The sequence below is a fragment of the Parabacteroides sp. PM6-13 genome (assembly GCF_029892605.1).
Taxonomy (GTDB): domain Bacteria; phylum Bacteroidota; class Bacteroidia; order Bacteroidales; family Tannerellaceae; genus QVMG01.
In genome coordinates, this window is the sequence record NZ_JARXWF010000018.1 from 1 (window position 1) to 26,760 (window position 26,760).

22 protein-coding genes and 1 pseudogene are annotated in these 26,760 nt (G+C 48.2%); 14 read left to right on the forward strand and 9 right to left on the reverse strand.

Going from position 1 to position 26,760, the window contains the following annotated elements; genetic code table 11:
• Nucleotides 1–184, reverse strand: a pseudogene (locus M2134_RS14265) (hypothetical protein); the annotation flags it as partial.
• Between the two features lie 975 nt (nt 185–1,159).
• On the opposite strand from M2134_RS14265, the gene M2134_RS14270 reads away from it, so the two are divergent.
• The 7 genes from M2134_RS14270 (at nt 1,160) to M2134_RS14300 (ending at nt 8,956) form a co-directional block, all read left to right on the forward strand.
• Complete coding sequence (locus M2134_RS14270; RefSeq protein WP_280752113.1) at nt 1,160–2,299, forward strand: hypothetical protein; 1,140 nt, start codon at nt 1,160–1,162, stop codon at nt 2,297–2,299.
• Nucleotides 2,300–2,355: 56 nt separating this feature from the next.
• Entirely contained in the window at nt 2,356–4,218 is a 1,863-nt protein-coding gene (locus tag M2134_RS14275; RefSeq protein ID WP_280752114.1) for a DNA topoisomerase IV subunit B, read from the forward strand.
• Entirely contained in the window at nt 4,215–4,676 is a 462-nt protein-coding gene (coaD, locus tag M2134_RS14280; protein WP_280752115.1) for a pantetheine-phosphate adenylyltransferase, read from the forward strand. The genes M2134_RS14275 and coaD overlap by 4 nt, the downstream gene beginning before the upstream one ends.
• A 19-nt stretch (nt 4,677–4,695) precedes the next feature.
• Nucleotides 4,696–6,288: a S41 family peptidase gene (locus tag M2134_RS14285; protein ID WP_280752116.1), complete on the forward strand. Its 1,593-nt coding sequence runs from the start codon at nt 4,696–4,698 to the stop codon at nt 6,286–6,288.
• 154 nt (nt 6,289–6,442) lie between these two features.
• Entirely contained in the window at nt 6,443–6,982 is a 540-nt protein-coding gene (locus M2134_RS14290; RefSeq protein ID WP_280752117.1) for a chromate transporter, read from the forward strand.
• Nucleotide 6,983: 1 nt separating this feature from the next.
• The gene (locus M2134_RS14295) at nt 6,984–7,535 is read left to right on the forward strand and encodes a chromate transporter (protein WP_280752118.1); all 552 of its coding nucleotides are present in this window, start codon (nt 6,984–6,986) and stop codon (nt 7,533–7,535) included.
• A 32-nt stretch (nt 7,536–7,567) separates the two neighbouring features.
• A complete protein-coding gene (locus M2134_RS14300) occupies nt 7,568–8,956 on the forward strand; it encodes an rRNA cytosine-C5-methyltransferase (protein ID WP_280752163.1) in 1,389 nt (462 codons plus the stop codon).
• Here the strand turns inward: M2134_RS14300 and M2134_RS14305 are convergent.
• Together M2134_RS14305 and M2134_RS14310 are read right to left on the reverse strand one after the other, a co-directional pair.
• Nucleotides 8,937–10,391 carry an aminoacyl-histidine dipeptidase gene (locus tag M2134_RS14305; protein WP_280752119.1) on the reverse strand — a complete coding sequence of 485 codons (1,455 nt, stop codon included), beginning with the start codon at nt 10,389–10,391 and terminating at the stop codon, nt 8,937–8,939. The two genes, M2134_RS14300 and M2134_RS14305, sit on opposite strands and share 20 nt — an antisense overlap.
• Nucleotides 10,392–10,435: 44 nt before the next feature.
• The gene (locus M2134_RS14310) at nt 10,436–11,437 is read right to left on the reverse strand and encodes a lysylphosphatidylglycerol synthase transmembrane domain-containing protein (RefSeq protein ID WP_280752120.1); all 1,002 of its coding nucleotides are present in this window, start codon (nt 11,435–11,437) and stop codon (nt 10,436–10,438) included.
• Between the two features lie 95 nt (nt 11,438–11,532).
• Here M2134_RS14310 and rsmA point away from each other — a divergent pair, with 95 nt between their 5' ends.
• From rsmA to M2134_RS14340, 6 genes are all read left to right on the forward strand, one after another.
• The gene (gene rsmA / locus M2134_RS14315) at nt 11,533–12,330 is read left to right on the forward strand and encodes a 16S rRNA (adenine(1518)-N(6)/adenine(1519)-N(6))-dimethyltransferase RsmA (protein WP_280752121.1); all 798 of its coding nucleotides are present in this window, start codon (nt 11,533–11,535) and stop codon (nt 12,328–12,330) included.
• A 27-nt stretch (nt 12,331–12,357) separates the two neighbouring features.
• Nucleotides 12,358–13,713, forward strand: a complete 1,356-nt coding sequence (mgtE, locus tag M2134_RS14320) for a magnesium transporter (protein ID WP_280752122.1) — start codon at nt 12,358–12,360, stop codon at nt 13,711–13,713.
• 131 nt (nt 13,714–13,844) lie between these two features.
• Complete coding sequence (locus M2134_RS14325; protein ID WP_280752123.1) at nt 13,845–15,146, forward strand: phenylacetate--CoA ligase; 1,302 nt, start codon at nt 13,845–13,847, stop codon at nt 15,144–15,146.
• An 89-nt stretch (nt 15,147–15,235) separates the two neighbouring features.
• Entirely contained in the window at nt 15,236–15,661 is a 426-nt protein-coding gene (locus M2134_RS14330; protein ID WP_280752124.1) for an acetolactate synthase, read from the forward strand.
• A gap of 12 nt (nt 15,662–15,673) precedes the next feature.
• Nucleotides 15,674–15,814, forward strand: a complete 141-nt coding sequence (locus M2134_RS14335) for a symporter small accessory protein (protein ID WP_280752125.1) — start codon at nt 15,674–15,676, stop codon at nt 15,812–15,814.
• Nucleotides 15,811–17,358 carry a sodium:solute symporter family protein gene (locus M2134_RS14340; protein ID WP_280752126.1) on the forward strand — a complete coding sequence of 516 codons (1,548 nt, stop codon included), beginning with the start codon at nt 15,811–15,813 and terminating at the stop codon, nt 17,356–17,358. The genes M2134_RS14335 and M2134_RS14340 overlap by 4 nt, the downstream gene beginning before the upstream one ends.
• 66 nt (nt 17,359–17,424) lie before the next feature.
• On the opposite strand, the gene M2134_RS14345 is transcribed toward M2134_RS14340, so the two are convergent.
• From M2134_RS14345 to M2134_RS14355, 3 genes are all read right to left on the reverse strand, one after another.
• A complete protein-coding gene (locus M2134_RS14345) occupies nt 17,425–18,507 on the reverse strand; it encodes an aminoglycoside phosphotransferase family protein (protein ID WP_280752127.1) in 1,083 nt (360 codons plus the stop codon).
• 108 nt (nt 18,508–18,615) lie between these two features.
• Nucleotides 18,616–19,497, reverse strand: a complete 882-nt coding sequence (locus tag M2134_RS14350; protein WP_280752129.1) for a hypothetical protein — start codon at nt 19,495–19,497, stop codon at nt 18,616–18,618.
• 150 nt (nt 19,498–19,647) lie between these two features.
• A complete protein-coding gene (locus tag M2134_RS14355) occupies nt 19,648–19,902 on the reverse strand; it encodes a type B 50S ribosomal protein L31 (RefSeq protein ID WP_280752130.1) in 255 nt (84 codons plus the stop codon).
• A 235-nt stretch (nt 19,903–20,137) separates the two neighbouring features.
• Here M2134_RS14355 and M2134_RS14360 point away from each other — a divergent pair, with 235 nt between their 5' ends.
• On the forward strand, nt 20,138–21,145 hold the full coding sequence (locus M2134_RS14360; RefSeq protein ID WP_280752131.1) for a class II fructose-bisphosphate aldolase: 1,008 nt from the start codon (nt 20,138–20,140) through the stop codon (nt 21,143–21,145).
• Between the two features lie 77 nt (nt 21,146–21,222).
• On the opposite strand, the gene M2134_RS14365 is transcribed toward M2134_RS14360, so the two are convergent.
• From M2134_RS14365 to M2134_RS14375, 3 genes are all read right to left on the reverse strand, one after another.
• A complete protein-coding gene (locus M2134_RS14365) occupies nt 21,223–23,280 on the reverse strand; it encodes an acetate--CoA ligase (RefSeq protein WP_280752132.1) in 2,058 nt (685 codons plus the stop codon).
• A 220-nt stretch (nt 23,281–23,500) separates the two neighbouring features.
• Nucleotides 23,501–25,174: a putative transporter gene (locus M2134_RS14370; protein ID WP_280752133.1), complete on the reverse strand. Its 1,674-nt coding sequence runs from the start codon at nt 25,172–25,174 to the stop codon at nt 23,501–23,503.
• Nucleotides 25,175–25,263: 89 nt separating this feature from the next.
• The gene (locus M2134_RS14375) at nt 25,264–26,757 is read right to left on the reverse strand and encodes a RagB/SusD family nutrient uptake outer membrane protein (protein ID WP_280752134.1); all 1,494 of its coding nucleotides are present in this window, start codon (nt 26,755–26,757) and stop codon (nt 25,264–25,266) included.
• Between the last annotated feature and the right edge of the window lie 3 nt (nt 26,758–26,760).

A 26,760-nucleotide genomic window follows, 5' to 3' on the forward strand; every position in this document is an offset into this window, starting at 1 on the left:
CGATGTCATCGACAATGGAGATGCGGTAGGGATAACGAAAAAGAGCCGTATCCAACGTAATCACCTCCGCCTGTAGGTGGATCTCTTCGGGGAAAATGATCTCTTCCCCGGAATGGCGACCTCCTCCGGAGGCGCAACTGCCCAAAAAGGCCAAAAATAGCAGGAATAAAATGGGTTGTTTCATAGGGTGATTAAGAAGCTGTTTTGAATTTTATGAAATAATTTATTATTGGGCAAAGGTAAATGTGATTTGACAAATTGTCAAAAACGCGGGAGTATTTTTCCAAAAACGTAGGGGTATTTAAAATTAGTCCCGCGAGTAACACTTTTTAACGTATCATATTGTAAGGCAAAAGGGCGGTTTTGCTTACATTTTGTATTTGGGTGTTTTTGGGGGAAAGGAGAAGGGAGAAGGGAGAAAGGAAGAAAGGGAGAAAGGGTTGGCACAGGTGGCGCTGGGGTTATATTCAAATTGGAGGAAAATTGAAGATTTTACAACCATAAAGAATATAAAAGTAGTGACAAAATTTCTCCTCCTTAGCAAAGGAGGAGTACGGCGAGGTACGAGCCGGGAGGTGGTTTGATCTTATGTATATATGTCTATTTGCCAACAACATACCATACACAAAAAGTTACGCCAAACCACCTCCCCCTCTCTGCGTTCGGGTACTCCTCCTTTGCTAAGGAGGAGAAATTTTGATACTATTTTATCACTAAGAAACCTCCCTATCTTCCAAAATTTGATTTCAAAAGCGAGCGCAGTGAGCGGCCGCAGGCCTCTCTTTTGCCGGCAGTTTCAACTGCCGGTTGATGAAATTCCGACCTGTCCGGATACCGCTCTGGGTTTTAACCTGCTTAAAAGCAGTATGGCAGGGGTTGAAACCCACAGAGGTAAAGGCTTTGCCTACATCTTAAAACCGTTCGATAAATCGAACGGCAAAAGAGAGGCCTATGGCCACTCGCTGCGCTCGCTTTGGAAAATCTTCCCATCTTACAAAATCTGAAGACGCCCCCTTCTCCCTTCTCCTTTTTCCTTTCTCCTCGTTCCTTTCTCCTCGTTCCCTCGTAAATCTTCCGCCAAAAGCTGCTCGCCATCTTGTCGGCAAAAAGGATGAGATAACCGAATAATTTATATAAATTTGCCGTAAAATAAAAGTCAATGAGTATAGAGGTTAAAGAAGTCACTACACGGAAGGAACTAAAAGACTTTGTGAAATTTAATATCGATTTGTATAAAGACAACGCCTATGCGGTGCCTGAGTTGATATCGGATGAAATGGAAATTCTGGACAGGAAGAAAAATCCGGCATTCGAAGTGTGTGATGCTATTTGTTTTCTGGCCTATAAAGAGGGCAAAATCGTTGGGCGAATCGCGGGCATCATCAACCATCCCAGCAATGAGGTGTGGAAAGAGAAAAACGCGCGTTTTGGCTTTGTTGATTTTATCGATGACCCGGAAGTATCAGCCGCATTGTTTGCTGCCGTTGAGAAGTGGGCGCTATCGAAAGGCATGGAGGCGTTGCATGGCCCGTTGGGCTTCACCGATATGGACAACGAAGGCATGTTGGTGGAGGGTTTCGACCAGTTGAGCACCATGGCTACGATCTACAACTATCCCTATTATCCCGAGCACATCGAGCGCCTGGGCTTTGTGAAAGACCAGGACTGGCATGAGTTCAAGATCTATATCCCGGAGGAGGTACCCGAAAAGCATCTGCGCATTGGGGAGCTGGTGAAAAAGAAATATGGGCTCCAGGTAAAGAAATTCAAGAATGCCAAAGAGGTGATGCCTTATGCGCAAAAGATATTCAAGGCATTGAATGCTGCCTTTGCACCGCTCTACGGGTTTGCACCGCTGACCCAGAAGCAGATCGATTATTATGTCGCTAAATATATCCCCCTGCTTCGCTTCGAGTTGGTCACGGTTATTCTCCGTGAAGAGGATGATGAGGTGGTCGGGTTCGGTATTTCGCTGCCCAATATGTCGAAGGCCTTGCAAAAAGCGAATGGGCGTATGCTGCCGTTTGGCTGGTTTTATCTGTTGAGAGCATTGATGTCGAAGCCTAAACTGGTCGACCTCTACCTGGCCGGTGTGTTGCCCGAATACCAGAACAAAGGGGTGAATGCCTTGTTGTTTAATGACCTGATCCCGATTTATAAACGCTTAGGCGTGCCCTATGCCGAAAGCAATCCGGAACTGGAGACCAATAGCGCCGTACAGGCACAATGGGACTATTTCCGCAAAGAACACCATAAGACGCGGCGGGCATATATAAAGAGAATGAAGAATAAAGAATGAAGAATCAAAGATCGCTTAACCGAAGGCGTAAAAGCAATTAAGAGTGAATATTTTTTATGAATGAATTGAATGACATGTTGCAGAACGAAACTGCGTACAATGATGAAGATATAAAAACCTTAGACTGGATGGAGCATATCCGCCGGCGCCCCGGTATGTATATCGGTAAACTGGGCGATGGCAGTTATGCGGACGATGGCATCTATGTCTTATTGAAAGAGGTGCTCGATAACTCCATCGACGAATACATGATGGGCTACGGGAAGACGATCGAGGTGACCATAGAAGAGGGCACCGTTGCCGTGCGCGACTATGGGCGCGGTGTGCCCTTGGGCAAGGTGATCGACGTATCCAGCAAAATGAATACAGGCGCCAAATACGATAGCAAAGCATTCAAGAAATCGGTCGGTCTGAACGGGGTGGGTATCAAGGCGGTCAACGCGTTGAGCAGCTATTTCCAGATCACCAGCTACCGCGATGGCGAAGGGAAGCAGGCGGAGTTTAGCCGGGCGATCCTGACCGAAGAAAAAGATATTAAGCATACCGAAGAGAGTAATGGCACGATGACCTACTTCGTGCCCGACAAAGAGATCTTCCGCGACTACCAATACAAAGAGGAATTCATTGAGAATCTATTGAAAAACTATGTATTCCTCAATTCCGGCTTGACAATCCTCTTCAATGGGAAGAAGTTTTATTCGCGCAATGGGTTGGTGGATCTGTTGAACGAGAATATGACCACCGATGCCCTCTATCCGATTATTCACCTGAAGGGGGAAGACATCGAGGTGGTGATCACGCATAGCAACCAGTACGGAGAGGAGTATTATTCGTTTGTCAACGGGCAACATACCACGCAGGGCGGGACACACCTTTCGGCCTTCCGCGAGTCGTTGGGACGCGTTATCAAGGAGTATTACACAAAAAACTTTGAATATTCGGATATCCGCGCGGGTATCGTGGCGGCTATCAGCGTGAAAGTGGAAGAACCGGTCTTCGAGAGCCAGACGAAAACCAAATTGGGTTCCAAAGATATGGGGCCGCAAGGGCCGACGGTGGCTAAGTTTATCGGCGACTTTATCAAGAAAGAGCTTGACAACTACCTGCATAAAAACCCGGATACCTCGGAAGCGATGCTGAAGAAGATCACGGAATCGGAGAAGGAGCGCAAAGCGATTGCGGGTGTCACCAAACTGGCGCGTGAACGAGCCAAGAAGGCAAGCCTGCACAACCGGAAGCTGCGCGATTGCCGTTTGCACCTGAACGATGCGAAGGGCGACAAGAAAGAGGAGACCTGCATCTTTATCACCGAGGGTGACTCGGCCAGCGGATCGATCACCAAAAGCCGTGATCCGAACCTGCAGGCGGTGTTCAGCTTGCGTGGGAAGCCGCTTAATAGCTTCGGACTGACCAAGAAGATCGTCTACGAAAACGAAGAGTTCAACCTGCTTCAGGCAGCACTCAATATCGAAGAGGGCCTGGAAGGGCTGCGCTACAATAAGGTGATCATTGCCACGGATGCCGACGTGGATGGGATGCATATCCGCCTGTTGTTGATCACCTTCTTCCTGCAATTCTTCCCCGACCTGATCAAAGGGGGGCATGTGTATATCCTGCAAACACCTTTGTTCCGCGTGCGCAATCGCCAGAAGACCTGGTATTGCTATTCGGAAGAGGAACGCCAGGCGGCGATCAAGGCAGCGGGCAAGAATCCGGAGATCACCCGATTCAAAGGGTTGGGTGAGATATCACCGGATGAGTTCCGCAACTTTATCGGACCCGATATGCGCCTCGACCCCGTTACCATGAAGAAAGAGGACTCCGTAAAAGATATGCTTGAGTTCTATATGGGCAAAAACACCATGGAACGCCAGGTGTTTATCATCGATAACCTGGTTGTAGAAGAAGATATAGCATGATTAAACGTATCGCGCTTTTCCCCGGCACATTCGACCCGTTCACCGTTGGACATCAATCCCTGGTGAGACGGGGGCTGGAACTGATGGATGAGATCATCATCGCCATTGGCATCAATGAGAAGAAGCAGACCTACTTTCCGTTGGAAAAGCGGTTGGAGGGTATCGAAAACTTATACCGGGAGGAACCGCGTGTCCGGGTGATGTCATATGATTCGCTGACGGTCGACTTTGCCGAACAGGTGGGCGCCCGCTTTATCCTGCGCGGAATACGGACGGTAAACGATTTTGAATACGAAGAAAGTATAGCCGATGTGAACCGGAAACTCAGCGGAATCGAAACATTCCTGCTTTTCACCGAACCGGAACATACCCATATCAGTTCGAGTATCGTGCGCGAACTGTTGCATTACGGAAAAGACATATCCATGTTCGTCCCGAAAGAGACCGGACTTTATTGACCATTTAGGAATAAGAAAAATGAAGAGAATCGTATGTATGTGCCTATTGGGCGCCATGGCTTTTTCGGCCTTGGCCCAGAACCAGAATAATATGAATGCGCGTAAGCTGCAACTGGCCCTCTACGCTATTTCCAATCTATACGTCGATCCGGCGGATGAGAAGAAATTGGTAGAGGATGCCATCGTGGGCATGCTGGAGAAACTGGATCCCCATTCCAACTACATGGATCCGGAAGAGACCAAAGAGATGACGGAACCTTTGCAGGGCAATTTCGATGGCATCGGCATTCAGTTCAATATGTTGACCGACACGCTGTATGTGATACAGGTGATTCCCGGCGGACCGTCGGAGAAGGTAGGGCTGATAGCGGGCGACCGGATCATTCTGGTTAACGACACCTTGGTGGCCGGTGTGAATATGAAAACCAACGATATCATGAAGCGCCTGCGGGGAAAGAAAGGCACGGAGGTGACGGTCGACGTACAACGTGGACGTGATAGTGAATTGTTGAAGTTCCGCATTATCCGCGATAAGATTCCGGTGTACAGCCTGGATGCTGCCTATATGGTCGATAAGACCACCGGGTATATCAAGTTGAACCGCTTTGCTCTTTCATCGATGGAGGAATACAAAGAGGCTTTCGCTAAACTGCAGAAGAAAGGCATGAAGGATTTGATCCTGGACTTGCAGGGCAATGGCGGGGGATACCTGAATGTGGCGATCGACCTGGCTGATGAATACCTGGATAAAGGTAAACTGATTGTCTATACCGAAGGCAACCAACAGCCCCGTGAAGAGGGAAAAGCAACCCCTCGTGGCGACTTTGAGCAAGGGAAACTGGTTGTTCTGGTCGACGAGGGATCGGCATCTGCCAGCGAAATCGTAGCCGGTGCGATCCAGGACTGGGACCGTGGTGTGATTGTGGGGCGTCGTACGTTCGGCAAAGGATTGGTGCAAAAACCTATCCCGCTGCCCGATGGTTCGATGATACGCCTGACCGTATCCCGCTATTTCACGCCGGCCGGTCGTTCGATTCAGAAACCCTATGAGAATGGCAAGGGCGAAGACTATGCCCACGACCTGATCGACCGCTATAACCGGGGCGAGCTGATGAGTGCCGACAGCATTCATTTCCCGGACTCGATGAAGTTTACCACCTTGGTAACCGACCGCGTGGTGTATGGCGGCGGTGGCATTATGCCCGATATCTTCGTGCCGGTCGATACGACCAAGTCATCACTCTATCACCGCAAGGTGGTGGCTGCCGGCCTCGTCAACCGGGTGGCTATGAACTACCTGGATGAGAACCGCAAGGAGATGACGCGTAAATACAAAGACTTCAGTGTGTACAAAAAGGAGTTTGTCGTGCCGCAGCGTATGATCGACGAATTGATCCGGCTGGCCACAGAAGCAGATATCGAGTACGACGAGGAGCAATTCAACCTGGCCAAGGAATTGATCACCCTGCAGCTAAAAGCCTTGGTTGCCCGCGATATGTATGAGATGAACGAATATTTCCAGATCATCAACGACGAAAACGATAGTCTCCAGGCTGCCCTCCGACTTATTCATGAGGAAGGGGCGTATCAAAAAACGCTTGGCAATGATTAATTGTTAATTATTAATTATGAATTGGAACGAAGTGGAAATCGCTTAGCCGAAGGGAAAGATCAAATATCTATTTCTGCTCCTCTCCCCTCCTTTTGAGCAGTTCCAAAACGTAAACAAATAATTAATCATTAACCATTAACAATTAATAATTAAGATGTTCACTCTCTTCCTTACTTTCGCCAAAATTGGCCTGTTTACGATCGGTGGAGGCTACGCGATGCTTCCATTGATCGAGCGTGAGGTGGTGCGCCGCGGGTGGATCACACAGGAGGAGTTTATCGATCTTTTCTCGGTGGCCCAGTCGCTCCCGGGCGTTTTTGCTGTCAATATATCCATCTTTGTGGGGTATAAGATACGGCGGTTGCCGGGCGCTATGGTCTGTGCCCTGGGTACCATTTTGCCCTCTTTCCTGATTATATTATTCATCGCGCTCTTCTTCACACGCGTAGCCGACAATGAGATCGTCGAGCGAGTGTTTAAAGGCATACGTCCGGCGGTGGTGGCGTTGATTGCCGTGCCGGTGATTACCACGGCTCGCACGCTTGGATTGAAGGGGTGGATATTGCTTATTCCGGTGATTGCCGCGTCACTGATCTGGCTGGCAGGCTTCTCGCCTGTCTGGATTGTTTTGGCTGCCATACTGGGTGGTCTGGGGTATACCTTCCTCATCGGGGAGAAAATAAAGAAACATTGATATGATCTGGTTGGAACTCCTATATGTCTATTTGAAGATCGGCCTCTTTGGTTTTGGCGGGGGCTATGCGATGCTCTCGCTTATCCAGGCGGAGGTGGTCGATAAATATGGCTGGATCAGTCTGCAGGAGTTTACCGATATTGTCGCCATCTCCCAGATGACACCCGGCCCGATTGGCATCAACAGCGCCACCTATATCGGTTATACGGCGATCCATAACGCGGGTTATTCCATGTCGGTCAGCGTGCTGGGCTCGGCATTGGCCACCTTTGCCGTATGCCTTCCTTCGTTTATCCTCGTATTGGTGATCTCCTATTATTTTGTGCGCGTGAAGAACAACAAATATGTGGAAGCGGCTTTTGTCGGATTGCGCCCGGCTACGGTCGGCCTGATAGCGGCTGCCGCCCTGATGCTGATGAATCACGAGAACTTTATCGACTACAAGAGCTATATTATCTTCGCTGCCGCCTTTGGAATGACCTGGAAATTAAAGATTCATCCGATCCTGATGATCCTATTGGCTGGGGTGGCTGGACTGGTTTTATATAGTTAAGAATTAAGAGAAGCGTACACATGCAAGAAAAAATAGATCTCCCTGCCGATTTCGTGAAACGGATGAAAGAGCTGTTGTCGGATGAGTTTCCGGCTTTTGAAGAGGCATTGAATGATGCCTCGCCTGTCAGTATCCGGATCAATCCGGACAAACAAGCTCAAATGCCTGATATGAAACGGATTCCCTGGACAGAAACGGGGTATTACCTGCCTGAGCGGCTCTCGTTCACCTTTGATCCCTTGTTTCATGCCGGGACCTACTATGTGCAGGAGCCCTCTTCGATGTTTCTGGAGCAGGCGATCCGCCAATGGGTCGACAGGCCGGTCTGCTGCCTCGATCTTTGTGCCGCGCCGGGCGGAAAATCGACACACCTGGCAGCAGTCCTACCCGAAGACAGCCTGTTGGTCAGCAACGAGGTGATCCGTAGTCGCAGCCATATCCTGGCGGAGAATATAGCCAAGTGGGGGAATCCAAACTCCATCGTCACCAACAACGACCCCGAAGAGATTGCACGGTTGGGCGCCTTGTTTGATGTGATCGTAGCCGATGTGCCCTGTTCGGGCGAAGGCATGTTTCGCAAAGATCCGGCCAGCATAGCAGAATGGAGCGTGGCAAACGTGGCCCTTTGCGCTGCCCGGCAACGACGTATCGTAGGAGATATATGGGAGGCGTTGAAGCCGGGGGGACTGTTAATATACAGCACCTGCACATACAACACGGAAGAGAACGAAGAGAATATCCATTTCTTTGCGGAAGAGCTGGGCGCCGAATGTCTGTCGCTTACTATTCCTGAGGCGTGGCAGGTGACAGGTGCCTTGATCCACGACCATCCGGTCTACCGTTTTCTGCCGCACAAAACCCAAGGAGAGGGATTCTTCCTGGCCGTTATGCGTAAGCCGGAAGGCGATCTTCCTGCCCGTCGCCCGGCCAAAGGGAAAGAAAAAAGAGAGAAAAACAATGCCCGTCAAGCCATTCCTCCCCAGGTGCGGGAATGGATAAACGATATTGAAGCGTTTGAACTGCATATAAATGGAGACATTATCCGGGCTGTTCCGACGGCTTATAAAGAAGAGATTCAATTACTAACGTCCAAACTACGAACGATCTCCGCCGGCATAACCCTCGGAGAGGTGAAAGGGAAAGATATTATTCCGGCGCATGCCCTGGCACTAAGCGTCAGACAAAACAAAAACCTCTTCCCGATCACGGAGGTGAGTTGGGAAGAGGCTATCGCTTATTTAAAAAAGGAAATACTTGTATTGCCACCCGAGGCGGCGAAAGGTTATCACCTGATCAGCTACAAAGGCCATCCGTTGGGTTTTGTAAAGAACATCGGCAACCGGGCCAATAATCTCTATCCCCAGGAATGGCGCATCCGTAGCGGGTATATACCCGAAGAGATCAGACTCTTTCCAGCGTAGCTTTGAGGAAATCCCACACTTTGGCTACACTCGGGATATTCACACGTTCATCGGGTGAATGCGGGAATTCCAGATCAGGACCGATCGACACCATATCCATCGTAGGATAAGCCCCCTGGATAATACCACATTCCAGGCCGGCGTGCATCACCTTCACGGCAGGTTTCCGACCGTACAGCGCTTCGTAGGTCGCTTGCATGGCCTGCAGGATGGGTGAATTGATGTTGGGTTGCCAGCCATTGTAAGCACCGCCCTCTTCTACGCGGGCACCTGCCAGGGCAAAGACACTCTCCAGGCTGGAGCATACGGCGGCTTTTCTTGTTTCGGAAGAGCTGCGTACCAATATTTTTACTTCGATCAAACCTTCGGACGACTTCACGATGGCCAGGTTGGAAGAGGATTCTACCGTTCCCGGGAAATCGCTCAACATGCTCAAGACGCCGTTGCGGCATCCTACAATCGCGTTGATCAACGCATCCTGTATCTCTTCAGGGATAAGCGTCGTCGGCAATTCCACCTTCTCAGCGGCAAAAGAAACACCGTCTTCTACGCCTGCAAATTCCGAACGATAAAGATCCTGGTAGTCGGAAACCAGTTCCCAGAACACATCCGCCTCGTCTTCAGGCAGGGTCACAATAGCAAAGGCCTCGCGTGGGATCGCATTGCGCAGCGAACCACCATCGACCGAAGCCAGACGAACACCGTAGTCCATCACCGCCTCTTTGAGAAAACGGAACAACAGCTTATTGGCATTGGCTCTGCCCAGGTGGATATCCACGCCAGAGTGTCCGCCTTTCAAACCGGTCAGGCTCAGCTTCACAGCGACATCACCTTCCGGGATATATGGATCGTCTTTGTATTGGAATGATATATTCAAGTCGGCGCCACCGGCACATCCGACAAACAGTTCGCCCTCTTTTTCCGAGTCGCAGTTGATCATCGTTTCACCCTTCAGGAATCCGGGTTTCAATCCGAATGCGCCATCCATGCCTACCTCTTCATCGACGGTAAACAAAGCCTCTACCGGACCATGCGTCAACGAGTTGTCAGAGAGTACCGCCATCGCATAAGCGGCACCGATGCCATTGTCGGCACCCAACGTTGTATCGCGGGCGGTTACCCAATCGCCATCCACATAGGCGTCGATCGGATCTTTGCTGAAATCATGTGCCACCGAAGAGTTTTTTTGAGGCACCATGTCTAAGTGCGATTGCAAGATAACGGTTTTACGCCCCTCCATACCCGGAGTGGCCGGTTTACGAATCAATACATTACCGACTTCGTCCTGCAGCGTTTCCAAGCCAAGGCTCTTACCGAAGTCAACAACATAACGGGTTACAGCCTCCATTTGTCCTGTCGGACGAGGGATTTGTGTTAAGTCATAGAAGTAACCCCATACATGTTCGGGGGATAGATTTTTGATTTCAGCTGACATAAAAGTTCTCTTTAATGGTTTATATTGAACAGAGAGAAACTCTGTTACGCTTGTGTTTTATCATTATTCTTAATCAGAGGCAGAAACAGTATAGCTGCCAAGCCACATAAGCCGGTCCAGGCGGTCTGGATCGTATGCACCACCGCAGCAAAAGCAGCGGCATCGGTCTCTGCTACATTAAACAATACCAGGGTGGAGATGACCATAAAGTGCCAGGGGCCGATTCCGCCCTGCACAGGAATCGCCACGGCAATGCTGCTCATCGTAAAAGCAATCAATCCTTTGTGGAATCCCAGGTCGCGCGTAAAGTCAAACGCATAGAAGGTCACATAGAAATAAAGGAAATAGCAGGCCCAGATAATCACTGTCTGCACAAGAAATTTCGATTTATCCTCCAATAACCAAATGCTCTTTACGCCCTGCCATACGTTTTTCAGCATATCTTTCGCACGGCGTACCAGCGAGAAATTGCTCATATATTTGAACACAAACCAAACGGCGGCAATCACGATTAACAGGCAAACATATACCCAGAGCGAGGTAAAGATGGAATGGAAACTATCGAGTAGTTCCGGATTGCGTGCAGAGAAGTTCGTAAAGAAACTCAGGTTTGAAAAGAAAAGAATAAACGTAATCAGCCCTACTACCACGACATCACTAATGCGGTCGATCAACAGGGTTCCGAACAGCTTCGTAAAAGGGATCTTATCGTATTTGGTGACCACGCCACAACGCCACACCTCGCCCATACGCGGCAAGACAAGATTGACAGCATAGGTACCCAAGACAGCCACGACAGCACGCTTCTTACTATGAGGCGCCTTCAGGGAATCGATCAATAAACTCCAGCGCAAACCACGAAAAACATTGGCAAGCAAACCAAAGAGAAGAGAAAAGGCGATCACTTCATAACGAACACCACGGCGTATCACTTCCCAAATTGCTTTGATATCCATATTGCGGTAAATCAACCATAACAAAAGGCCCCCAAATACCAAGGGTATAACAATCTTTAGTGAAGTGCGCAATGTACTCTTTAAATTCATTCGAGCAAGGTTGTTATTAGATTTTGTTGTACTTTTGTACGCCCGCAAAGATAAACATTATATTTGAATACAAACATTTTACTCCCAAAAGAGCAATGAGAACGGTCAAACCCAAAAAGTCACTCGGACAACATTTTCTCAAAGATATGCAGATTGCCCGTCGCATTGCAGAGACACTGGAGAACTATAAAGAACAGCCTGTTTTGGAGATCGGACCGGGCATGGGCGTACTCACTCAATTCCTGTTGGAAGAGGGACACGATCTGACAGTGGTGGAGCTCGACTGGGAATCGGTCGACTACCTGCGGGAACATTTCCCGGCACTCGAAGGAAAGATTCTGGCAGACGATTTCCTGCAATTGGATTTAAGCCGCCTTTTCGATCGTCCTTTTTGCGTGATTGGCAATTACCCCTATAACATCTCCAGCCAGATATTCTTTAAGGTACTCGATTACAAAGACATTATTCCCTGCTGTTCGGGTATGATCCAGAAGGAGGTAGCCGAACGGCTGGCCGCCGGCCCGGGAAGCAAAACATATGGCATTCTGAGCGTACTGATACAAGCCTGGTACGATGTGGAATATCTATTTACGGTAAGCGAGCAGGTGTTCGACCCACCCCCAAAGGTAAAAAGCGCCGTCATTCGTATGACGCGCAACGAACGAACCAGCCTGGGTTGCGACGAGAAACTCTTTAAGACAGTGGTGAAAACCTCTTTCAATCAACGAAGAAAAACCCTTCGCAACTCTATGAAACCACTGTTGGGAAAAGATTGTCCGGATTACGCGTTGCCTATTTTCGACAAACGCCCCGAGCAACTATCCTTTGAACAATTTATCGAACTAACAAAAATAGCGGCAGCACACCTTGCTACCACACGCGATGAGCAATAGCTGTCTCTTCTAAATTTACGTAAAGCGATGATTGAACTAACAAAAGAATTCCTCGAAAACGTTGAACGGCTGATAGCCGATAAAGACGAGAAGCAGATCAAAGCGATTCTGGAAGAATTGCACCCTGCGGATATCGCCGAAATATATGAAGAATTGAATCTTCAGGAAGGTGCTTACCTCTATCCGTTGATGGAAGAGGATACGGCAGCCGAGGTATTGATGGAGCTCGACGAGGATGCCCGTCATCGCCTTTTGCGCGAACTGCCACCCGAACTGATCGCGCGTCGGTTTGTGGACAACCTGGAGACCGACGACGCCGTAGATCTTATCCGCGAACTGCCGGAAGAGAAACAGGAAGAGGTGCTCTCGCATATTGAAGACGTGGAGCAGGCAGGTGATATTGTCGATCTGTTGAAGTATGATGAAGACACTGCCGGGGGGTTGATGGGTACGGAGATGATCGTGGTGAACGAGAACTGGAGCATGCCCAAATGTATCGAAGAGATGCGCCTGCAAGCGGAAGAGATGGATGAGATCTATTATGTCTATGTGATCGACGATGATGAGCGCCTTCGCGGTGTCCTTCCGTTGCAGCGACTGATCACCAACCCTTCGGTTTCGAAGATCAAGCATGTGATGAAAAAAGATCCGATTGCCGTACACGATAACGACAGCATCGAAGAGGTGGCGCAGGCTATTGAAAAGTATGACCTGGTAGCTCTGCCGGTTATTGATAGCATCGGGCGGCTGGTTGGACGCATCACCATCGACGACGTGATGGATGAGATACGCGAACAACACGAGCGTGACTACCAGTTGGCGTCCGGTATCTCGCAGGATGTGGAGACCTCCGATAATATATTCCAGCAAACAGCTGCGCGTCTTCCCTGGCTTCTGATCGGTATGATTGGCGGACTGGGCAACTCGGTTATCCTCGGCGGGTTTACAAACAGCATCGCTTCGAATCCGAAGGTAGCTCTCTTTATTCCGCTGATCGGGGGAACGGGGGGGAATGTCGGTATACAATCGTCGGCTATCGTGGTGCAAGGTCTTGCTAACAAATCGCTCCGGCCGGAGAATATCTGGACACAGGTACTGAAGGAATCGGTCGTTTCACTGATCAACGCCAGCATTATCAGCCTGGTGGTTTTCATCTATAACTTCTTCACACTGGGCGACCGCGTCATCACGACCTCCGTATCGCTTAGCCTTTTTGCCGTCGTGATGTTTGCCAGTTTGTTTGGTACGCTGGTTCCTATGACGCTCGAAAAATTGAAGATTGATCCCGCCTTAGCGACCGGACCGTTTATCACCATTACGAATGACATTATCGGTATGATGATCTATATGTTTATCGTCGCCTCGCTGACAGGTGTCATTTAAGAGGTACCCATCTATCTACAAATTATAACCACCAACCGCTTTTTAGTAACAAAAATGAAGTAAATTAACAAAATAAACGATACATTTGCAACTGAAATTCAAGATTTGCTCACAAGATAACAAAAAATAGCATGAATTACTGGCAAAAAGATATCGAGACCATGGATCGCGATAGCCTGGACAAGCTGCAAGTGGAACGTTTGAAAAAGACCATCGCCCAAGCAGCTAATTCTCCTTTCTACAAAAAGCGGTTTGCGGAGAAAGGGATAACACCCGATTCTATTCAGTCATTGGAAGACCTGAAGAAACTACCTTTCACCACCAAAGACGATCTGCGCAACAATTACCCCTTTGGCTTGGCGGCTATTCCCCTGAAGGAATGCGTCCGCCTGCATTCATCCAGTGGAACGACCGGCAACCCGACCGTGGTGCTTCATTCCGCCAAAGACCTGGAGGAATGGGCTAATCAGGTGGCTCGTTGTATGTATATGGTAGGCTTGCGCGATACGGATGTGTTTCAGAACACCTCGGGCTACGGTATGTTTACCGGAGGATTGGGCTTCCAGTATGGCGCCGAGAAACTGGGAGCGCTGACCGTTCCTGCGGCAGCCGGAAACTCCAAACGCCAGATAAAATTCATCAAAGATTTCGGAACGACCTGCCTGCATATTATCCCCAGCTATGCCTCGCGCCTGGCGGAGATCATGTATGAAGAGGGGATCGATCCCAAACGTGACACCCAACTGAAAACGATCTGCATCGGAGCCGAACCACATTCGGAAGAACAACGCTTGCGCATCGAACAGTTATTGGGCGTCAAGGCGTACAATTGCTTCGGTATGTCGGAAATGAACGGGCCGGGCGTTGCTTTTGAATGTCAGGAGCAGAAAGGTCTGCATATATGGGAAGACTACGTGATTGTGGAACTGGTAAATCCGGAGACCTTGGAACCCGTTGCGGAAGGCGAAACCGGCGAATTGGTATTGACAACAATCAACCGGGAGGCGATGCCGCTTATCCGCTATCGCACGCGCGACCTTACCTCGCTGATCCCGGGCGCTTGTGCCTGCGGACGTACTCACAAACGCATCACCCGCTTCAAAGGACGTAGCGATGATATGATCATTCTCAAAGGGGTGAACCTCTTCCCGATCCAGATCGAAACGATCCTGATGCAATTCCCCGAGTTAGGAGGTAATTATCTGATCACACTGGAAACAATCAAAAACAGTGACGAGATGCTTATCGAAGTAGAACTGAGCGATCTCTTCACCGATGATTATAGCGTATTGCAACGTCTGACCAAGACGATCACCCGTCAATTGAAAGACGAGCTACTTCTCACACCACGTCTGAAGCTGGTAGCCAAAGGCTCTCTCCCTGTACAGGAAGGCAAAGCGGTACGAGTGAAAGACTTGCGTAAGTTAAACTAAACAACAATTATGAATTATGAATTATGAGAAAGAGCTCAGGAATGCATAATTTATAATTCATAATTCATAATTCATAATTCATAATTAACATGACAGTCCATCAGATCTCCATCTTCTTAGAAAACAAATACGGGAAACTAACAGAGGCGCTTGCCCTGTTGGGTAAGGACAATATCCGTATTATTGCCTCCACCATTGCCGACACAACGGAGTATGGCATCATGCGTATGATCGTGAGTGATCCGCAAAAGGCCTACACGATCTTCAAAGAAAACAATGTATCGGCCAACCTGACAGATGTATTGGCCATTGCGACCGATTCACACGCGGGCAGCTTTGCCGAAACGATTTGCCATTTCACACAGGCGGGCTTAAGCATCGAATATATGTATAGCTTCTCAGTGAAAGAGAAAGCGATACTGGTGTTGCGCACCAACAACCGGGAGACGGCACGTGAAGTGATCCGTCGGCAGAACCTCGGTTATATCTGTGAAAGCGATTTGATTAACCTTTAACACAAGTAAAATATGTTTGGCATAAATGATCCGGGCATTTGGATCGCCTACCTGATGGCGATCGGTTGCGTGGTGTTTTCCGTTTGGTTCGGAATAACCCATTGGAATAAAGAGAGTGATGACAATGATAACCCTGAAGAACCGGAAGCATGAGTAATTTAGTATTAGGCATTATTGTCATCATCTATATGTTCCTGATCGCCTTGTTTGGCTATATCGGGTATAAACGCACCAAAGACGCGAGCGATTTCCTATTGGGAGGCCGCAAAACCAATCCGATCGTTATGGCTTTGTCCTACGGGGCTACCTTTATCTCCGCTTCCGCTATTGTCGGGTTCGGGGGTTATTCGGCCACCTTCGGGATGGGTATACAATGGTTATGTATGCTGAACATGCTGATGGGGGTGATTGTCGCCTTCATCTTCTTCGGACGCCGCACCCGGAAGCTGGGTGCGAAGCATGGTGCCCGTACCTTCGCGCAGTTATTGGGATTGCATTATAAGTCGCGCACCATACAGGTATTTATCGCGGCGATCATCTTTATCGGTATGCCGCTCTATGCCGCCGTGGTAATGAAAGGGGGCGCTGTCTTTATCGAACAGATCTTCCAGATCGACTTGGATCTAGCATTGCTTATATTTACCCTGATTGTAGCCGCTTATGTGATTACCGGCGGTTTGAAGGGAGTGATGTACACCGATGCGATGCAGGCGTTGATTATGTTTTCCTGCATGGCCTTTATGCTCTTCTGGTTCTACCAGACATTGGATATGGGCTTCACCGAAGCCAACCGTGAACTGACCGCCCTGGCGCCTCACGTGCCGGAGCGCTTCAAAGCATTGGGACATCAGGGATGGACAGCCATGCCGATGGCGGGATCTCCGCAATGGTACACCTTGGTTAGCTCATTGATCCTGGGGGTTGGTATCGGATGTCTGGCACAGCCGCAATTGGTGGTTCGCTTTATGACGGTAGAAAGCACCAAGCAATTGAACCGCGGCGTGATGATCGGCTGCCTGTTTATCTTCTTCGTCGTAGGTGTTATCTATCATATCGGGCCTCTTTCCAACCTTTATTTCTGGGAACACGACGGCAAGGTGGCGGCAGATATGGTGAACGATATGGACAAGATCATCCCGTTGTTTATCGACCGAGCCATGCCCGACTGGTTTGGAGCGGTCTTTATGCTCTGCATCCTGTCGGCAAGTATGTCGACCCTGAGCGCGCAATTCCATACGATGGGAGGTGCTTTCGGTGCCGATATATTCCCGAAACTGGGACGCCGCAAAGGGGAGAATTCCTCGATCGGCGTACGTACCGGTGTGCTTTTCGCCATCCTATTGAGTTATATCATCTGTTATGTGCTTAGCGCAAACATCATTGCCCGTGGGACAGCGCTCTTTATGGGTGTCTGCGCGGCTACCTTCCTGCCGGCCTACTTCTCGGCCCTCTATTGGAAAAAAGCTACCCGCCAGGGGGCTTTAGCCAGTTTAGGTGTCGGAGCGTTTGCCAGTATCTTCTGCATGGTCTTCCTGCATAAGGCGGAAGCAGCACCGATCGGCTTGTGCAACTGGCTGTTTGGCAAAGAGGTATTGATCGATGTCTACCCTTGGTTCGCCATCGACCCGATCGTTTTCGCCCTGCCTCTATCGGTTCTTACGATTATTATCGTTAGCCTCACAACACAAAGAAAATGATGAATTATGAATTATGAATTATGATTTGACCTGTCATCTCATAATTCATAATTCATAATTCATAATTTATTTAAGGAAGTTGTCCATCACTTCCGCATGCTCTTCCAAGCTCTGAAGCAGCTTGAATTGTGCTTTGGTGCGCACCAGGTTATGCTCCGGATAATGAATTTTGTAATAGGTATCGCCGTTGATGTAGTCGGTCAGGAAACGAACTGTCTGCATATAGGTGAGCAAACGTCCGCCATAAGCCAATAAGGATATTTCCAACGGAGTCAGGAATGATCTTGCTTTCTCCAGATATCCTTTCGCGTATGCCTCAAAAACAGGCAGGTTCACCCCTACCCGATCCAGATCCTTGTCGTCTTCCGCCCCGGTATTCGCACCCGTACGGATGAAATCCCCAATATCAGAAAGCACGAATCCCGGCATCACGGTATCCAGATCGATCACGCAAAGCACTTTCCCATCCTCGTCGAACAGGATATTATTCACCTTCGTATCGCAATGGTTCACCCGTTTCTTCAATTTACCCTCGCGATAAAGTTCTTCCTGGATGCACATCGCCTTGGCACGTTTCTCGATCTCTCCGATCAACTCCTGCACATCCGCCACACGACCGGCCGCATCTACCGCAACAGCCTCGCGGAATTGCTGCAGGCGAAACTCCATATTGTGGAAATTGGGAATGGTTTCCCCTAAAGCGCCTTCCGGGATATCGGCCAACATCGACTGGAAATCGCCGAAAGCCAGCCCTGCCTCGTACGACTTCTCCGGTGTTACCTCTTCGTAGCTCTTGCTATTGGCAATCAACAGACAGACACGCCAGTAGCTATCACCATCGAAATAATACAGTTTATCGTCTTTGGTCGGCAGGAAGGTCAATACCTTACGATCGATATCCATCTCCCCTCTCCCCTCCAGCTTCCGGCGGATATGGGTCGTCACGATATGGATATTCTGTTGCAACATATCCACATTCGTAAAGATCTGATGATTGATCCGCTGCAGGATATACTTCGTTTGCCCGTCGTCGGTAGTTACTTTCAAGGTGTCATTGATATGTCCGTTTCCAAACGGTTCGGCATTCACCGCCTTCCCCTCCAGCGGAAACTGGTCGAGGATCTGTAAGAGTTCTTCTTTTGTTTTCATGTATTTTAGTCTTTAGCATTTGGTCGAATAACAATGACAAAGATAGTTTTTTTAGTCGAGAGAGAATACCGTTAAGTGTTTTTTGGGAACGATAGCCCAAATAAAACATTACCCCCAAAGAGCCGAATTGCTGTTTAAATCGTCCGCAATGGTGGTGAATGCTGTAATCAGCTTATAATCTTTCTCCAACGAAGCCACTAATTTCTTTGTAGAGCTATAATAATTCAGATAGGGCTTTGAGACGGTTATCATAAACTGATGTCCATATAATTCAATGCGTAAACGTCTCGTTATATCTTCCGGCAAAGAGATCAACACGTTTCTTATCGGTTCTGTTATAACCTCCCAGACTTCGGCAAACTCATCATCCGGCACCGGCGTATCAGAGGGCTCCTTTGCGGATTCCAGCAGTTGATCCTCATTCTTTTTCACCAATGCAGGAACCCAGACTGTTATCCGCGTATCATAACGCTTGGCAATATTTGCGACAAACATAACCCCCAGGAAAACCACATCATCAGGATCCTCCATATCTTTCGCTTTTTTCGTTGCTCTAATATTCGCAATAGAATAAAACGCTTTCCCGACAGATCCCTCTATTAATTCAAAGCTATTGTATTTGTCGTAATCGGTCAGGGAGGTATTCTGATTGGCTACATTTTCGGGGATTCCTTTACGCGCTTTATAGGCTCCTTCCCCCAGCAAGCCATTTAAGATCGTCGGAATGACCGTACCCGATATTGCCCCGTCCGTTTTCCGAAAAAAATAACTCAGAAAAACTTCGGTGATAACGAACACACCTCCTAATATAATAGAATTGAATGCCTGATCAGCCAAACACCCAATGATTACACAAATAAGCATCAGCGAATATAAAATACTTCTGCGGATTAATCTTCTCCGTTTCTTTTTATCCTGTCGAGCTTCAAATTCTTGTAAGGGTTGCTGTACTAAGAGCATCAGCTCGTCAAAAGTCGGTTTCGTTTTCATGATTTTATTGTTTTCAGTTAGTAAGTCAGAGTTTGTTGAAAGCAAATGTAAAAAAATATCACAAAAAAAAGAGGTTTTGGCCAATAAAACCAAAACCTCTTTTTTATTGTATGTTACCGACTGTTATGCCGGCAAAGACAAATCAATCAATTATTTCTTGTTGCGGTTGCCATAACGGCTCATGAACTTATCAACACGTCCGGCGGTGTCAACCAATTTAGCTTTACCGGTATAGAACGGGTGAGAAGTATTGGAGATTTCTATTTTTACCAATGGGTAAGTAACGCCATCGATTTCAATAGATTCCTTTGCATTGATCGTTGAACGAGTGATGAATACATCTTCGTTTGACATGTCCTTAAATGCAACCGGACGATAGTTTTCAGGATGAATACCTTTTTTCATTGCTTTATATCTGTTTAATTTATACTTCTGTTTTTAGCAGTCTGGTAACCGGTAAATTGGGTTGCAAAGGTATCGATTCCATTTGAACAAACAAAGAAAAGCGATTTATTTTTTCTTTACTTCCTGATTTTGTGTTATTTTAATGGTTTATTTTATGTTATATGACATGTTTTTAGCGTGATTCTTCTTATCTTTGTTCCAGTTTTTAAATCACCAACATAATAATCATACTACAATGGTAAGTTACAAAGATTTAGGTCTTGTGAACACAAAAGAAATGTTCAAAAAGGCTATGGAAGGCAAATACGCTATTCCTGCTTTCAATTTCAACAACCTGGAGCAAATGCAAGCAATTGTTCAGGCGGCAGTAGAAACCAAATCTCCCGTGATCCTTCAGGTATCAAGCGGCGCGCGTAAGTATGCCAACCAGACTCTTCTCCGTTACCTGGCTGAAGGAGCTGTTGCCTATGCAAAAGAATTGGGATGTGAACAACCGCAAATCTGTCTGCACCTGGACCATGGCGACTCTTTTGAACTTTGCAAAAGCTGTATCGATACCGGTTTCTCTTCTGTGATGATCGACGGTTCTCATCTTTCTTATGATGAAAACGTTGCCCTGACCAAGAAGGTAGTTGAATATGCTCACCAATTCGATGTAACAGTAGAAGGCGAATTAGGCGTATTGGCTGGCGTGGAAGACGAAGTAAGCTCTGACCACCACACCTACACCGAACCGGACGACGTGGTTGACTTCGTTACCAAAACCGGTTGCGACTCTTTGGCTATCTCTATCGGTACCTCTCATGGAGCTAATAAATTCACGCCGGAACAGTGTACCAAAGACGAGAACGGCAACCTGGTTCCTCCTCCATTGCGTTTCGACATCCTCGAAGAGATCGAAAAGAGAATTCCTGGATTCCCTATCGTATTGCACGGTGCTTCTTCTGTTCCACAGGAAGAGGTAGCTACCATCAACCAATATGGCGGTGCTATGAAAGACGCGATCGGTATTCCGGAAGAACAACTGCGCAAAGCAGCCGCTTCTGCCGTATGTAAGATCAATATCGACTCTGACAGCCGCTTGGCTATGACTGCTGCTGTTCGTGAAGTATTAGCAACCAAACCGGGTGAGTTCGACCCACGTAAATACTTGGGTGCAGCTCGCGACAACGCGAAGAAGCTCTACAAGCACAAAATCGAAAACGTGCTTGGCTCAGGCAGCAAATGCTCTTGCCAGGGTTAATCCGAATCAGGATATAAACGTTATTAAGATAAAAGCCCGTGAGCGATCTCACGGGCTTTTTTATGTTTTGGCGTTGTTTATTTCTCGATACGGATACGGGCATCCACCGCAAACAATCCTTTTTCGGTTGAAAGCAACGGATTGATATCCATCTCCTTAATCTCTGTCGCAAAACGAAGCATTGTAGAAAGGCGCACAATAATGTCGGCATACTGCTGCTCATCGACCCCTTTCTGCCCGCGTGTTCCTTTGATAATATCGTATCCACGTAAAGAACGAATCATCGAGAAGGTCTCTTCATAGGAAAGCGGAGCCAAACCATAAGAGACATCTTTCAATACCTCTACGAAAATACCTCCCAAACCGCAAAGCACCACATGCCCGAAGCGCTCTTCATATTTCGCTCCCAGGAACAATTCCTGCCCTTTCAGCATCGGCTGGATAAGAATACCTGTTACCTCCGGCAGTTTCATCATCCGATCGATCTCTAACAACAGATGCTCTTCACTTCGAATGTCCAAAGCCACCCCGCCGATATCGCTCTTATGCACAGGGCCTACCACCTTGGCAACCACCGGATAACCCACCGTTTTCGCAAAAGCAGTCAATTCTTCCCGATCCGACGAAGTAAACTCTTCCGCTAAAGGGATATTGGCAGCTTTCAATAATACGCGCACATTCTCAGGGCTCAAATAGCCATTCGGCAGCGTGTCGATAATGCGACGTATCTCCGGTATATCCACGCCATACAGCTGAATATCCGCGCCTGCCGGCTTGGGCGTATTGATAATCCGGGAAAGCGCCGCTCCCAGGGTCACCTCATCCGAGAAGTTCACATGTCCCTTCTTCACAAAGGCTTTCGTTTCGGGACCTGCCGTAACGATAGAAGGAAGAACCGGTAAGATCGGTTTTTTACATTCTTCCATCTTCTTATGCAACACTTCATAGGCGTCATACACCTTCACCAGTCCCGGGTTACCGAAGATAACCATCATCTGATCGATCTGATCGAGCCTATGTTCGCAAAAATCGATGGCTGCTGCCAGGTGTTCCGGTGTTCCCGTTCCGACAATATCGATCGGGTTGCCCACGGCCGCTCCGGGGAAAAGCTGTGATTTGAGTTCAGCTGCCAATTTTCCTTCGATAGGAGGCACGTTCAGATCACCTTTCGACAAGGCGTCGGCCAGCATCACCGCCGGTCCGCCGGCATGCGTAATGATCGCGCAATTCTTGCCCTTCACCTCTTTCAGGGTAAAGATACTGGCGACCGTGGTCAACTCCTCACGGCTGTAACAGCGCACAATACCCGCCTTACGGAACAAGGCCTCCACCGCTGAGTCCGAACTGGCAATCGCTCCGGTATGCGACGAAGCGGCACGCTGTCCGCTATCGGTGCTTCCCGACTTGATAGCTGCGATCTTACATCCTTTGCGTATCAACGAAGAGGCATGGAACAACAATTTATCAGGATCTTTCACCTGCTCGATATAAAGCATCTTTATTTTGGAGGAGAGAACCGGATCAAAGGTCTTGTCCATATGGGCCAATACCTCTTCCACCCCAATCTGTTTGGAGTTACCCACCGTCCATACGGAAGCGAAACGCAAGCCTTTGGGCAACGCCGATTCCATAATAAAGAGAGCCGTTCCGCCCGAACTGGAGATAAAATCAACTCCTTCAGGGTGAAACTCCGGAACAGGCCGGGTGAACACCCCATGGTAGTTCACATTCATCACACCGATACAGTTGGGACCAATCAGCGAGGCTCCTCCCCTATTGGCAGCTTCCAACATCTGGTTTTCAAGCACAGCCCCCTCTTTGGTCTCTTCACCGAATCCGGCAGAGATCACAATGATGGATTTCACATTTTTCTGGTTTACCAATACATCGACTGTTTCCGGACAGGCTGATGCCGGAATAGCCACGATAGCCAGATCGGCTTCCGGCACTTCGTTGACCGACGGATAAGCTTTGATGCCCTGTACATCCGCCTCTTTCGCGTTCACCGCGTAGATCGTTCCTTTATACTTCCCGTCTAATAAGTTGCGCATCAGACGGCCACCCGGCTTATGCACATTGTTGGATGCCCCAACGACAATAATGCTTTGCGGGTTAATTAATCCTTGGTTAATCATATCATTTTGCTCGTTTAGATAGTTCGATATGGGACAAATATACTATTTTCTTTGTCAAAAGAAGCGTTTTTAACCCGTTTTATATCCATTCTGTCAGATGTTAAAAAACACAGATGATAATCACCAAGCAAAAGGCAGTCTTGATTTTCATTTTGTAAGTAAAAAGCCTATTTTCTTTACAAAACAATATAGTCAAAAGAGAGATCGATCGATTGAACCGCTACATAAACAGAATCAGAATCAGCTGGGCGGTGATCACCCGCGTAAACATCGAGAGGGGGTAGACCGTGGCATAGGAGACAGCGGGTTCATCGCCTTCGACGGTGGAATTGGCAAAGGTGAGCGCCATCGGGTTGGCCATACTTCCGCAAAGCATGCCCACATTCTGCGCGTAATCGAGACGGAACAGGCGGGAAGCGGCTATGCCGACCAGCATCACAGGCACCACGGTCAAGGCAAACCCCAGGGCAATCCAAAGAAGTCCTTCCGGGCGAAAAACGGTTTCAAAGAAATGCGCTCCCGAGTCGATACCCAAGCCCGCCAGGTAGATCACAATGCCCAACTGCCGCAACATCAGGTTGGCACTCATGGTGGTGTAGGTTGCCAGATGCAAACGCGGTCCGAAGGCTCCCATCAGAATACCCACGATGATCGGCCCACCGGCAATACCGAGCTTCACCGGCATACTGATGCCCGGCAGGCTAATCGGAATGGCTCCCAATACGACACCCAACGTAATACCGATAAAAACAGCCAAGAGGTTGGGACTATCCAACCGTTTGACCTCATCGCCCAGTATCTTCCCCACGTTCGCCACTGCTGCCGCTTCACCGACAATGGTCAGGCGGTCGCCAATCTGCAAACGCAAATCGCGGGAGGCCAACAGATCGATACCGGCACGGTTCACCCGGGTGATATTGATACCATATAGATTGCGTAGGCGCAATGTGCCGAGCTTCACCCCGTTTACCTTCTCCTGGGTCACCACGATGCGCCGCGACACCAGCTTGCGATCCACCGCGTCCCAGTCGATATCCTCCCGGTTCCAATCCGCGCTCTCCTGCCCGCCAAACAGGGCACGTATGATATCCAGATCCTCTTTGGAAGAGATCACGAGCAAATGATCACCTTCGTGCAGTTGGGTCTCCGAGGTCGGAATGCTGACACTGCCATCGCGCCAGATACGGGAGATCACAAATTTCAGCTTACCCGAACGCATCACCTCCTGAATACTCTTCTCGTAAATCGCCGGGTTAGACACATTAAACTCCGTCACCGTCGCTTTGGGTGCTTTTTTCATTTTATTTTTTTCCGCCTCCTCTTCAGAGAAAAACATTTTTTTCAGAAAGACAATCGCCAAGATAACCCCTACGACTCCCAGCGGATAGGCCACCGCACAGCCCAATGCCATCTCGGTCACACCCCGCGCATTCTCCGGCTCCAGCTGATAGAGCGTTTGCTGGGCAGCCCCCAGTACAGGCGTATTGGTCACCGCCCCGGACAGAATACCAACCATAGTCGGCAGCGAAACAGAGGTGATTTTACTAAAAAGAATAGTCAATAACAATCCAAGGAAGATAACACTCAATGCCATCAGATTGAGTTGCATACCCCCCTTCTTGAGCGAGCCGAAGAAACCCGGCCCGACCTGTAAGCCTAAGGAATAAACAAAAAGAATGAGTCCGAAGCTCTGAGCGAAATAGAGCATATTCTTGTCGACCGTCACCCCGAAATGCCCGGCAATGATCCCCGCGAAAAAGACAAAGGTAATGCCCAGCGAAATACCAAATATCTTCACCCGAGCAAACAACAACCCTACCGCCGAAACCAACGACAAGGCCACAACCGCCTGCAACATAGGCGAATCAAACAGCGAAGCCAATATATTCTCCATCCTTAGTGTTCTGTGTTAGAGGGTGTAAAGATACGCAAAAAGGGCTATCCTTTCGGATAGCCCTTTTAAATTATATTGATAAATGCCTATTACCAACCCGGGTTTTGAGCATTTTTCAAATTCGGATTCAATTGAATATCAATACTCGGAATAGCCCATACGAACTTATCAGCTCCCGCAGCTACCTGTTTGTCTTTGTTGCCGGGAATAACAGCATCGTCTTTTTGCGCTGCCCCTCTACTCAGAGGCATATTCCAACGTTTCAGGTCAGACAAGCGAACACCTTCTCCCATTAACTCTTTGGTACGCTCCTCTTTCACAGCGTCCAAACTTAATGCACTTATTTCTTCCAACCCACGTGCTACTCTCAGTTCATTTAAACGTTTCAAGCCTGCTGCGTTTGAATTATGAACGGCGGCTTCTGCTACGATCAGGTATAATTCAGCCGATCTGAATAACATCGGATAATGTCTGGTATCACCGGATGCTGAGAAACGAGTGGTCCGGGGGTATTTATTGAACACATAAAGATCTGTATATACGGCAGCCTCAATTTGCACATCGGCATTCAATAAATAAGCAGCTTTACGGTGGTCTCCATCACCATACAGATCAACAACCCATTGTTCCGGCAGATAATCAGGCATATATGTCTTTTCACTATTAGAATAAGAGGTATAGTTTCCATTTGTATTCATACCTTCTTTTACCTCATCACCATATAGATGCATGATGATTTCCGTTCCTTGATCGTCTACCCACAAGGCAACAAAATCTTCCTCTGTTGTTGTTAACGGATATTTGCTCGAAGAAATCACTGACTCGGCAGCAGTTATCGCCTTATCCCATTGGTGGGTATAGAGGTACATTCTGGCTTCAAAAGCGGTTGCTGCATCGGGAGTAAAACGCATATTCGATCCACCGGCCAATGCGGTGGCAGTCGCTTTATCCCAGTCTACTTTAGCAAACTGAGCTTTTGCAGCAGCTATGTCGGCAAAGATTTGATCATATACCTCTTGAACAGAAGAGCGAGGCGGTTTATTATCAATATCAAATTCTAATAAGACGGGCACACCCGGATCGCTGGCAGCTGATGCCGGTTCGTAATCTTTCGCAAATCTTTCAATCAATCTGGAATAAGCAATAGCCCTCATCATGTATGCTTCTCCTAAATACTGCGCCATCAAATTTTCTTCACTTTCATTTTCAAGGGTGACCGTTTCGTGATTGGCAATGATATTATTGACATTGGTTATAAGCAGATAGGCAAATTCCCATTGAGCTTCCAGGTCATAGTCAGTGGAATTGAAGTTATCCCAGCTATAAGGAAGTCCATATCGGTTACCATACGAGAGTGTCGCGTGGAAAATATCTGATTGTATATCCTGGGTCATCATGTGGCGGCCATACGTTCCAGCTCTAAGTATAGAATAGGATCCGTCAGTCAGTTTTCTAACGTCAGACACCGTTTGCATCCCCTGTGACAATTCTATTTCAGAATAAGGGAAGCGATCCAGATCACAGGAATTAAATCCCAATGATACAGCTGCAGCCGTTAGTGTAATTAATATAATCTTTTTCATATT